A 9,784-nucleotide genomic window follows, 5' to 3' on the forward strand; every position below is an offset into this window, starting at 1 on the left:
CAGCCGCTCCCGCGGCGGGCGCTCCCTCACCCAGCCTGATCCAAACGAAAGACCCTAAGAGCGTCCGCCAGTAGGCGTTGAGCTGGGCTATCGGGTGCGGGGGCTGCGCGGGCGGGTGTCCCACCGGTAGGTGTACCAGGCTCGTCGGATCAGGCTACGGACTGTGATGATGGCCATGGCCAGAGCAAGGAAGAACTCGGTGCAAGCGCGTCGCCGCTCGGTGTTGCGGCGAAGCTTGCCGAAGTTGTTCATCCACGAGTTCGTGCGCTCGACCACCCAGCGGCCGTCGGTCTGGACCGGCGTCTTCGTGCCGCGCTTGCTGATGCGTGGCCTGATCTCGCGTTCGGCCAGGGCCGTGTGGACGGGCCCAAGGAGCCCCGTCGGAGCCTCACGTCTGGATGGCAAGGGCGAGGAGGGTATCGACCGCAACTTCGAAGGGACGCGTACTGCGTTGCACCTGGGCGAGCAGTAGTCCCCCTTGGAGGGTGGCGAGCATAGTGGTGGCGAGGTCGTCAGGGTCAATGCCGGGTGCGAGCTTCCCGTCGGCATGAAGCGACCTGAGTCTTTCGGTGATGGCGGTTGACCATCGCTCGAATCCGGCGGCGATGAGGGCTCGGGCCTCGGGGTCGCTCTCGGCGAGTTGGCCGCCGAGCGAACCGAGTGGGCAGCCTCCCTTGGCCTGGCCGTGCTTCACCCCGGCGATCAGCATGTCCCGCCAGGCTGCGACTCCGTCTTCGCTGCTGAGAGCCTGCCGATTGTGATTGACGAGGGTGTCGACCTGGTAGTCGATGACCGCCTGCAGGAGCTCGTTCTTGTCGGGAAAGTAGTGGTAGAGCTGCGAGCCGCTGACCTCCGCTGCCTCCTTGACGTCTTCCAGGGTGGTCCCCGCGACTCCGCGCTCGTGGATCAAGGCCGCAGCCCCCTCCACGATTCGGCCCCGGACGCGCTCGCCCTTCGCGGTGAGCCGCGGCCGATCGTTCGTCTTGTTCGCCATGCACCCATGGTAGCGATTCTGAGTTTGACAGCCCAGTCTGGCCCGGGTCAGACTGAGTTGCACAACCCACTTTGACGGCCGCGTGACTCGTCACCGCAGCACTGGCCTCCGCGAAGCAGCATGAGCCGTTCAACCTGATCAGCCCCGCAGAACATGAGAGGGAATCCCGATGAGCACACCCCCGGGAAAGACCGTGATGATCACGGGCGCCAACGTCGGGATCGGCAAGGACGTGGCCCGGCAACTGGCTCAGCGACCGGAGACGACCCGCATCTACTTGGCCTGCCGCAACCGAGACCGCGCGACAACGGCAAAGGCCGAGCTCGAAGCCGTCACCGGCCGGCGCATCTTCGACATCGTCGTCATGGATGTCGCCGATCTGGGCTCGGTGCGAGCCGGCCTCGCCGCCGTCGACGGATCCGTCGACGCGTTGGTCATGAACGCCGGCGTCATCGGCCCGCGGTCGATGGAGTTGACCGGTGACGGGGTCACCAACGTCTTCGCGACGAATGTTCTTGGCCACGTCGTCCTCCTCGAAGGACTCCTGGCCGAGGGGCAACTCGGCGAGGTCGCGGTCCTCGCCGGAAGTGAAGCAGCCAGGGGACTCCCGATGCTGCGGATGAAGCGGCCGTCCTTTGCCTCAACCTCTGCCGACGAACTCGCCACCGTCATCGACGGCAGATTCTTCGCCAGCGGAAAGACTGACTTCAACCTCGCCTTCGGGCAGGCCAAGTACATCGGGGCCCTCTGGATGGCCTACCTGGCCCGCCAACACCCCGACCACCGCTTCATCACCGTGAGCCCCGGCGCCACCACCGGCACCCAAGCCTCCAACAACATCGCCCTACCGCTGCGCATGGCGTCCAAGTACGTCCTGCCCGCCCTGGGGATCTCCCACAAGCTTGAGGTCGGCGCGAAGCGACTGGTCGACGGTGTCACCGACCCGACCTTGTCCAGTGGCGTGTTCTACGCCAGCGCGGCCAACAAGCTGAAGGGCCCCCTGGTCGACCAAGCGGACATCTTCCCCGACTTGGCCAATCCATCGTTTCAGGACCACGCCAACGAGGCCATCCACCGCTTCATCATCTAGGCGTCGGCCCGTAGACGTGGGCAAACGACGGAGAGGACGGCACGACGGAGACGGCCTTGATGATCAGGGAGCTGTCTACGCTATGTGACCATCTGGGGGGTTTGTGTCCGTCGTGCCCGCGTCCATCATCGACCCAATCCGCGAGGAGTTCCTGAGGCTGCTCCCTGTCAGGCCCGATTCGCACACGCTGGGGTGCCACAACCCGCGGATCGCGGACGCGGTCGTGTTCGACCGGCTTGTCCTGGCGCTGGTCTCGGGGATGGGCTACGAGCGGGTTGCTGACCGGGCCTGTTCGGCGACCACGATCCGCCGCCGGCCCGACAGCCGGGCCCTGTCGGGATCTCGCCGTACTGCCTTGGTTCGGCTTGTTCCGGCTTGTTCCGGCTTCTTGACGGTCCATCGGAGCGCGCTCAGACTGTTGGGCGACGGTCACGATAGTCAGCGCTCACCCGCGCGGGAGTTCCTGCTCAGGTGGGTCATCGGCCCCGGCCCGCTGGCAGGCAACCCTTCCACTGCGACGGGGTGCCCCGGGTGACGACCAGGTCCCGCCCCGGGCGGTGGGGCAAGTGCGGTCTCGTTGTCTCGCGAGGCCCGATGAACGGGACGGGACCGGCGGAGATGGCCAGGACATCGCGGAAGAGCAAGAGCGTCTGCCGGGCATTCCGGCCGACGCCGCTGCCGCGTTCGCGCCTGCTGACCAGGCGCCGCCATATCGATCTGCTGCGGCTCCGCAACGGCTGCGCTCCGGCCGCCTGAGCCGAACCGGTCCGAACCGGTCCAAGCCGAACCGAACCGGTCCGCAATCACAGTCCCGGGTCCGGGCGTTGTGCGCTGCCGCGTGCCGCCGGACTCTCCTCCCGTACGGCCACCGGCGCCGAAGAAGCCACCGGGGCTCCACCGCACCCATGGAGAGAGCCATGTCCGAGACCTTTGCCCTGTCCGAGATCATGTCCGATGCCATGCCCAAGACCGTTACGCAGACGTCCTTCCGCGACCGTATCGGCGCCGGTCCGGGCGGCGGCTACTATCCGGCGCCGCGCCGCTACCATCTGTATCTCTCGCCGGGCTGTCCGCGCTCACTGCGCATCTCGATCACCCTCGGCCTGCTCGGACTCGAAAACTCGGTCGGCACCACGCTCCTGCCCTCGTCGGCCCGCGCCCGCGACGCGCTCGCGGCGCTGCGTACGGCCTACGAGACCACCCGGCACCACTACGACGGTCCGCCGACCGTGCCCGCGCTCTGCGATCTGTGGAGCGGACGGATCGTGAACAACCACACGCCCGACATCCTCGACGACCTCGCCCTCCGTCTCACCGACCAGGACAACGTCGATCTGCCCCGCCTGCGGCCCGCCGCCCTGGCCGCCGACATCGACGCCGTCCGCGAACTCCTCGGTGAGGACCTCGCCCGGGATCCGGCGCTGGACTCGGCTCTGGATCTCCTGGAGCGCCAACTGGCCTCATATCCTTACGCGTTGGGCGAGACGCTCACGGCCGCGGACGTGGATCTGTGGGTCGCGCTCGTCCACCTGGACGCCGACGCCCTGCGGCGCGTCACCGCCGTCGACCGCCTCTGGTCGTACGTACGGCGGCTGGGTGCCCATCCGGCCTTCCATAAAATTCCGCGGGAACACAGCGGTGAGGATCTGTGTTCACCCCTCAAGGACAAGGATCGTGCTGCGGATCAGAGCCGCGTCACGGTGCCGGCAGGTCATTAATGCCGGCATCAGGCCCTGGCTTGTTAGCGCGAGCCGATCGGGATGGAGGTGACCGGCCCATGGTCACCATCGCCATGTACTCGCGGCGGCACATCGATCTCCAGCGCGTCGCCGCCGCCCTGTGTCCGGCGTACGAGTCCGTCGCCGCGCGACACTCCGCCGTTTAGGCATCGCTCAGGCATCGCTCAGGCATTTCGCGCACCAGCCCTACGCCTGGCCCCACGCCTGGCCCTCCTTTCGCGCTTCTCTCCCCCTTCTCTCCCCCTTCTCGCCGAGCCTCCACCCCGACCGAGCACGGGCGCGGACGCCTTTCGGCATGCTCACAGGAAGCGGTACGCCCATGCCCCGCACGTCACACGCAGCCCTCCATCTGGCCGTCGCCCTCGACGGCGCCGGCTGGCATCCCGCGGCCTGGCGGGAGCCCGACGCCCGGCCCGGCGAACTGTTCACCGCGCGGTACTGGACCGACTTGGTCACCGAGGCCGAGCGAGGCCTGCTGGACTTCGTGACCATCGATGACTCGCTCAGCCTCCAGAGCTCCCGGCACGTCGAGCCGGACGAGCGCACCGATCAGGTACGGGGCCGGCTGGACGCGGTACTGATCGCCGCCCGGGTGGCGCCGTCGACCCGGAACATCGGGGTGATCCCGACCGCCGTGGTCACCCACACCGAGCCCTTCCACCTCTCGAAGGCGATCGCCACCCTCGACCACGTGAGCACCGGACGGGCCGGAATCCAGGTCAGAGTGTCCGTACGCGCCGACGAGGCCACGCACTTCGGCCGTCGTACGGTGCCTGGCCTGCGGATCGAGGACCTGGCCACGGCAGCGGGACGGTCAACAGCGGCGGGACGGTCGGCTGCGGGACAGTCATGGGTGAAGGAGCTGTTCGACGAGGCCGCCGACTACGTCGAGGTGCTGCGTCGGCTCTGGGACAGCTGGGAGGACGACGCGGAGATCCGCGATGTCGCCACCGGCCGCTTCATCGACCGCGACAAGCTGCACTACATCGACTTCGAGGGAGCCCACTTCAACGTGAAGGGCCCCTCGATCACACCGCGCCCGCCTCAGGGACAGCCGCTCGTCGCCGCGCTGGCGCACGCGACCGTCCCGTACGAACTGGTCGCCCGCTCGGCCGACATCGGATTCGTCACTCCGAGCGGCGCCGACGACGCACGGGCCGTCCTGGCCGGGATCCGCGCGGCGCAGGCCTCCGCCGGACGCGCCGACGAGACCGTGCATGTCTTCGGCGACCTGGTGGTCTTCCTCGACGGCGATCCCGGTGCCGCCGCGGACCGCAAGGCCCGCCTGGACGAGCGTGCCGGCGTCGAGTACAGCAGCGACGCCCGCGTCTTCACCGGATCGCCCGCGCAACTCGCGGACCTGCTGGAGGAGTTGCGGGACGCCGGACTGACCGGCTTCCGGCTGCGGCCCGCCGCCCTTCCGTACGACCTGGAGCAGATCACCCGCCTTCTGGTGCCCGAACTCCAGCGCCGTGGCGCCTTCCGTACCGCGTACGAGGCGAACACCCTGCGCGGACTGCTCGGACTGCCCCGCCCTGCCAACCGCTACGCCGCCGCCTGAGCCGGAAGGGACCGTACGAGAGATGAGCAAGTCCGCCACGCCACTGAAGCAGATCCACCTCGCCGCGCACTTCCCCGGCGTCAACAACACCACCGTATGGAGCGACCCGGAGGCGGGCAGCCACGTCGAGTTCAGCTCGTTCGTCCACTTCGCGCAGACCGCCGAGCGCGCCAAGTTCGACTTCCTCTTTCTCGCCGAGGGCCTGCGGCTGCGGGAACAGGGCGGCCGGATCTACGACTTGGACGTCGTCGGGCGGCCCGACACCTTCACCGTCCTGACCGCGCTCGCCGCCGTCACCGAACGCCTCGGCCTGACCGGCACGATCAACTCGACCTTCAACGAGCCGTACGAGGTGGCCCGCCAGTTCGCCAGCCTCGACCATCTGTCGGACGGCCGCGCCGCCTGGAATGTCGTCACCTCGTGGGACGCCTTCACCGGCGAGAACTTCCGGCGCGCCGGCTTCCTGCCGCAGAACGAGCGCTACTCACGGGCGAAGGAGTTCCTGGCCACCGCCACCGAGTTGTTCGACTCCTGGCAGGGCGACGAGATAGCCGCCGACAAGGAGTCCGGCACCTTCCTGCGGGACGCGCGGGCGGGAGCCTTCGTGCACAAGGGCCGGCATTTCGACATCGCCGGACAGTTCAATGTCCCGCGCAGCCCGCAGGGACGCCCGGTCATCTTCCAGGCCGGCGACTCCGAGGAAGGGCGCGAGTTCGCGGCGGCCGGCGCGGACGCGATCTTCAGCCGCTACAGCACCCTCAAGGAAGGGCAGGCGTTCTACACCGACGTCAAGAGCCGCCTCGCCCGCCACGGCCGCACCCACGACCAGCTGCTGATCCTGCCCGCCGCGACCTTCGTGCTCGGCGACACGGACGCCGAGGCGGCGGAACTGGCCCGCGAGGTGCGCCGTCAGCAGGTCAGCGGGGCCACCGCGATCAAGCACCTGGAATTCGTCTGGAACCGCGATCTGTCCGCGTACGATCCGGAGGGCCCGCTCCCCGACATCGACCCTGACCTCGGCGAGCACACCATCGCCCGCGGTCGCGCGCAGGTGCGGATGTACCGGGATCCGCTGGCCACCGCCCGAGCGTGGCGGGAACTCGCCGCCGCCAACAAGTGGTCGATCCGGGACCTGGTCATCGAGACCGGCAACCGCCAGTCCTTCGTCGGCTCCCCGGCCACGGTCGCCGAGACCATCAACTCCTTCGTGCAGGCCGACGCCAGTGACGGATTCATCCTCGTCCCGCACATCACGCCGGGCGGGCTGGACGCATTCGCCGACACCGTGGTCCCGCTGCTCCAGGAGCGCGGTGTGTTCCGCACGGAGTACGAGGGCACCACACTGCGGCACCACCTCGGCCTCGCCCATCCCGACGCCGACCCGCCGACCGAGCGGCCGGCGCCTTCGCCCTCGGCTCCGCGGGGCACGGCAGGTTCATGGCCCGCGCACCCTTGAAGAACCTGAAGCGGTGTCAGTGCGGTCCTCCACCGTGCCGGTATGAAGCACTGGATCCACGGCGAACGGCCATGACCGGGCGGCAACTGGGGTTACTCGTTCCCGCCATGCCCGGGTGGCCACCCGATGACGCCTTCCACTTGGACACTGCGCAGGGACGCTCCCTCGAACCGGGCACCGGTGACGTCGGTCAGCCCGAGCGCGGGCATGCCGGTGCTCACGCTTCCGAGCCTGGCGTAGGTCAGATCGGTGTCGCGCAGATCAGCACCCCGTAGATCGCATCCGGCCAGGCTGACCTCGCGGAGTGAAGCCCCGCGCAGGTCTGCGCCGCTGAGGTCGCAGAACTTGAACCAGCACCCGTCCAGGGTGGCGTGGCGCAGATCGGCCCCGACGAATGAGCAGCGCGTGAACCGCAGCCGCGCCGTACGAGCGGAAGCAAGGTCCTGGCCGGTGAAGTCTTCGCCGTTCACGGCCGCATGGCCGGGAAGCGCGGCAAGCCGTTGTCTCGCGGTCAGTGGCGTGGTCATATGCGCCAGCGTGTCAGCCGGGCCGGTGTCCGTCGCCCGGATTTCCGGCGGTTCGCCGCCCGGCTCCCGGCCGGCCGACCGCTTGGGTGACCGAAGTCACTTAATCTGTGATCGTGAGATGAGAAATCGGCGCTGGGCGCGGTGAGGGTATCTCACACAACAGGTGGGACAAAACAATTGTCCACGCGGCGCCGGTCCCGTCGTGCTACTGTCGGTGTCAGTTGCAGTTGTGGTTCCCAAACTTCAAGTGCCCTCACCTGGCATCCGTGCCGGTGGGAGCGCTTTTGTATTTCCGGCCATGGTCCGGGTGGGGCGATCATCGCGGCGACACGGAGTCCGCACGGTGCGGGTTTCGGCGAACTGCCCCGAAGGAGATTCAACATGGCCGCTGGTACTGTCAAGTGGTTCAACGCGGAAAAGGGTTTCGGCTTCATCGAGCAGGAGGACGGCGGACCCGACGTGTTCGCCCACTACTCGAACATCGCCGCCCAGGGCTTCCGCGAGCTGCTCGAAGGCCAGAAGGTGACCTTCGACATCGCGCAGGGCCAGAAGGGCCCGACGGCCGAGAACATCGTTCCCGCCTGACGCTGACGCGTACTTCGTAGCTGGGGCCCGCATCCTTGGGGGTGCGGGCCCCAGCTACGTGCATCTACGTGCATTTCGAGGCGGAGCCGCTCCGCCGTGCCGGGAATTCCTTCCCGGCGAGGATTCGGACAGCTTCCCTTTCCGGGCTGATATTCCGCCCCACGCTCCACGCTCCGGATACGAATCCGTCAGAGCCACCGCAGCCGACTTGCGAGCATCCGCCTGCCGGCCGGATTCAATTTCTGTTTCTCATTTCATTCGGCTCATTCTTGCGATTCTCCGTGCCGCTCATCGCTCCGGGAATTCCTTGATACGTGCCGCATCGAGGAAGGTTCCGTATGAACCGCACACGCACGAACGACCGCTTCACCCGCACCCGTAAAGGCGGTTCCGGCGCCGGAAATGGCCGTGGCCGCTTCGGTGCGCCGAGCCGATCCGGTGCCCCCAGTCGTACGGGCGGCTCCGGCCGTACGGGCGGCGGCTCCAGCCGTTCCGGAGGTTCCGGCCGTACGGGCGGCTCCGGCCGCCGGCCTGCCGCCTTGCAGGGCGAGTTCGCGCTTCCCGTGACCGTCACTCCCGCGCTGCCCGCCGTCGAGACGTTCGCCGAACTCGACATGCCCGCACCGCTGCTGGCCGCGCTGGGCGCCGAAGGCATGACCGTACCGTTCCCGATCCAGGGCGCGACCCTGCCGAACACGCTCGCCGGACGGGATGCCCTCGGGCGCGGGCGGACCGGCTCCGGCAAGACGCTCGCCTTCGGTCTCGCGCTGCTGGCCCGTACGGCCGGACGGCGCGCCGAGCCGCGTCAGCCCCTGGCGCTGGTCCTCGTACCGACGCGCGAGCTGGCGCAGCAGGTCACCGACGCCCTCGCGCCGTACGCCCGCTCGGTGAAGCTCCGGCTGGCCACGGTGGTGGGCGGGATGCCGATCGGCAGGCAGTCCGGCGCGCTGCGCGCCGGGGCCGAGGTCGTCGTCGCGACTCCGGGCCGGCTCAAGGACCTCATCGACCGCGGCGACTGCCGGCTGGACCAGGTCGCCATCACGGTCCTCGACGAGGCCGACCAGATGGCCGACATGGGCTTCATGCCCCAGGTGACCGCGCTGCTCGACCAGGTGCGCCCCGAAGGGCAGCGGATGCTGTTCTCCGCCACCCTGGACCGCAATGTCGACCTGCTGGTGCGCCGCTATCTGACCGATCCGGTGGTCCATTCCGTCGATCCGTCCGCGGGCGCGGTCACCACGATGGAACACCACGTACTCCACGTCCACGGTGCCGACAAACAACGGACGACGACCGAGATCGCCGCCCGTGACGGCCGGGTGATCATGTTCCTCGACACCAAGCACGCCGTCGACCGGCTGACCGAGCATCTGCTGAGCAGCGGTGTACGGGCAGCCGCCCTGCACGGCGGCAAGTCCCAGCCGCAGCGCACCCGTACCCTGGCGCAGTTCAAGACCGGGCATGTGACCGTGCTGGTGGCCACCAATGTCGCGGCGCGCGGCATCCACATCGACAACCTCGAACTCGTCGTCAATGTGGACCCGCCCACCGACCACAAGGACTACCTCCACCGCGGCGGCCGTACCGCCCGGGCCGGCGAGTCCGGCAGCGTCGTCACCCTGGTCACTCCGAACCAGCGCCGCGACATGGTCCGTCTCATGGCGGACGCCGGGATCCGCCCGGAGATCACCCAGGTGCGCTCGGGCGAAGAGGCCCTGAGCCGTATCACCGGCGCCCGGACTCCGTCGGGCGTCGCGGTCGTCATCACCGCCCCGGTGGCCGACCGCCCCAAGCGCGGCACCTCGGGCTCCCGAGGCCGCCGCCGCACCGGT

General features: G+C 68.7%; 10 protein-coding genes, 1 pseudogene and 1 riboswitch. Of the genes and pseudogenes, 8 read left to right on the top strand and 3 right to left on the bottom strand.

Annotated elements, in window-relative coordinates; genetic code table 11:
• Positions 1 to 87: 87 nt before the first annotated feature.
• Positions 88 to 363, bottom strand: a pseudogene (locus GA0115259_RS28710) (transposase); the annotation flags it as partial.
• A 25-nt stretch (positions 364 to 388) separates the two neighbouring features.
• The gene (locus GA0115259_RS28715; RefSeq protein ID WP_093602424.1) at positions 389 to 994 is read right to left on the bottom strand and encodes a TetR/AcrR family transcriptional regulator; all 606 of its coding nucleotides are present in this window, start codon (positions 992 to 994) and stop codon (positions 389 to 391) included.
• A 169-nt stretch (positions 995 to 1,163) separates the two neighbouring features.
• Here GA0115259_RS28715 and GA0115259_RS28720 point away from each other — a divergent pair, with 169 nt between their 5' ends.
• The 6 genes from GA0115259_RS28720 to GA0115259_RS28735 all read left to right on the top strand — a co-directional run bounded on the left by GA0115259_RS28720 (position 1,164) and on the right by GA0115259_RS28735 (position 6,840).
• Positions 1,164 to 2,084 carry an SDR family NAD(P)-dependent oxidoreductase gene (locus GA0115259_RS28720; protein WP_093602426.1) on the top strand — a complete coding sequence of 307 codons (921 nt, stop codon included), beginning with the start codon at positions 1,164 to 1,166 and terminating at the stop codon, positions 2,082 to 2,084.
• A 465-nt stretch (positions 2,085 to 2,549) separates the two neighbouring features.
• A riboswitch (SAM riboswitch) is annotated at positions 2,550 to 2,659 on the top strand.
• The gene (locus GA0115259_RS40655; RefSeq protein ID WP_161230487.1) at positions 2,616 to 2,840 is read left to right on the top strand and encodes a hypothetical protein; all 225 of its coding nucleotides are present in this window, start codon (positions 2,616 to 2,618) and stop codon (positions 2,838 to 2,840) included. It overlaps the preceding riboswitch by 44 nt.
• A gap of 161 nt (positions 2,841 to 3,001) precedes the next feature.
• Complete coding sequence (locus GA0115259_RS28725) at positions 3,002 to 3,802, top strand: glutathione S-transferase C-terminal domain-containing protein (RefSeq protein ID WP_161230488.1); 801 nt, start codon at positions 3,002 to 3,004, stop codon at positions 3,800 to 3,802.
• 59 nt (positions 3,803 to 3,861) lie between these two features.
• Positions 3,862 to 3,969 carry a putative leader peptide gene (locus tag GA0115259_RS42960; protein ID WP_345941040.1) on the top strand — a complete coding sequence of 36 codons (108 nt, stop codon included), beginning with the start codon at positions 3,862 to 3,864 and terminating at the stop codon, positions 3,967 to 3,969.
• Between the two features lie 173 nt (positions 3,970 to 4,142).
• Positions 4,143 to 5,384, top strand: coding sequence for an LLM class flavin-dependent oxidoreductase (locus GA0115259_RS28730; protein ID WP_093602430.1), 1,242 nt, complete (start codon positions 4,143 to 4,145; stop codon positions 5,382 to 5,384).
• A gap of 22 nt (positions 5,385 to 5,406) precedes the next feature.
• Positions 5,407 to 6,840 (top strand): NtaA/DmoA family FMN-dependent monooxygenase, encoded by a 1,434-nt coding sequence (locus tag GA0115259_RS28735; protein WP_093602432.1) that lies wholly within the window; start codon positions 5,407 to 5,409, stop codon positions 6,838 to 6,840.
• Between the two features lie 92 nt (positions 6,841 to 6,932).
• Here GA0115259_RS28735 and GA0115259_RS28740 read toward each other — a convergent pair whose 3' ends face one another.
• Positions 6,933 to 7,367 carry a pentapeptide repeat-containing protein gene (locus GA0115259_RS28740; protein WP_093602434.1) on the bottom strand — a complete coding sequence of 145 codons (435 nt, stop codon included), beginning with the start codon at positions 7,365 to 7,367 and terminating at the stop codon, positions 6,933 to 6,935.
• Positions 7,368 to 7,748: 381 nt separating this feature from the next.
• On the opposite strand from GA0115259_RS28740, the gene GA0115259_RS28745 reads away from it, so the two are divergent.
• The gene (locus GA0115259_RS28745; RefSeq protein ID WP_093602436.1) at positions 7,749 to 7,952 is read left to right on the top strand and encodes a cold-shock protein; all 204 of its coding nucleotides are present in this window, start codon (positions 7,749 to 7,751) and stop codon (positions 7,950 to 7,952) included.
• A 338-nt stretch (positions 7,953 to 8,290) separates the two neighbouring features.
• Positions 8,291 to 9,784 (top strand): DEAD/DEAH box helicase (locus GA0115259_RS28750; protein WP_093602438.1); only part of this gene is annotated, 1,494 nt, incomplete at its 3' end.

It is taken from the genome of Streptomyces sp. MnatMP-M17, assembly GCF_900091995.1.
In the GTDB taxonomy this organism is placed as follows: Bacteria; Actinomycetota; Actinomycetes; order Streptomycetales; family Streptomycetaceae; genus Streptomyces.

Bases quoted from the DNA above. Each gene is read 5' to 3' on its own strand.
- GA0115259_RS28715 (WP_093602424.1), bottom strand. From the start codon at position 994: ATGGCGAACAAGACGAACGATCGGCCGCGGCTCACCGCGAAGGGCGAG.
- GA0115259_RS42960 (WP_345941040.1), top strand. From the start codon at position 3,862: ATGGTCACCATCGCCATGTACTCGCGGCGGCACATCGATCTCCAGCGC.
- GA0115259_RS28735 (WP_093602432.1), top strand. From the start codon at position 5,407: ATGAGCAAGTCCGCCACGCCACTGAAGCAGATCCACCTCGCCGCGCAC.
- GA0115259_RS28725 (WP_161230488.1), top strand. From the start codon at position 3,002: ATGTCCGAGACCTTTGCCCTGTCCGAGATCATGTCCGATGCCATGCCC.
- GA0115259_RS28730 (WP_093602430.1), top strand. From the start codon at position 4,143: ATGCCCCGCACGTCACACGCAGCCCTCCATCTGGCCGTCGCCCTCGAC.
- GA0115259_RS28745 (WP_093602436.1), top strand. From the start codon at position 7,749: ATGGCCGCTGGTACTGTCAAGTGGTTCAACGCGGAAAAGGGTTTCGGC.
- GA0115259_RS28720 (WP_093602426.1), top strand. From the start codon at position 1,164: ATGAGCACACCCCCGGGAAAGACCGTGATGATCACGGGCGCCAACGTC.
- GA0115259_RS28740 (WP_093602434.1), bottom strand. From the start codon at position 7,367: ATGACCACGCCACTGACCGCGAGACAACGGCTTGCCGCGCTTCCCGGC.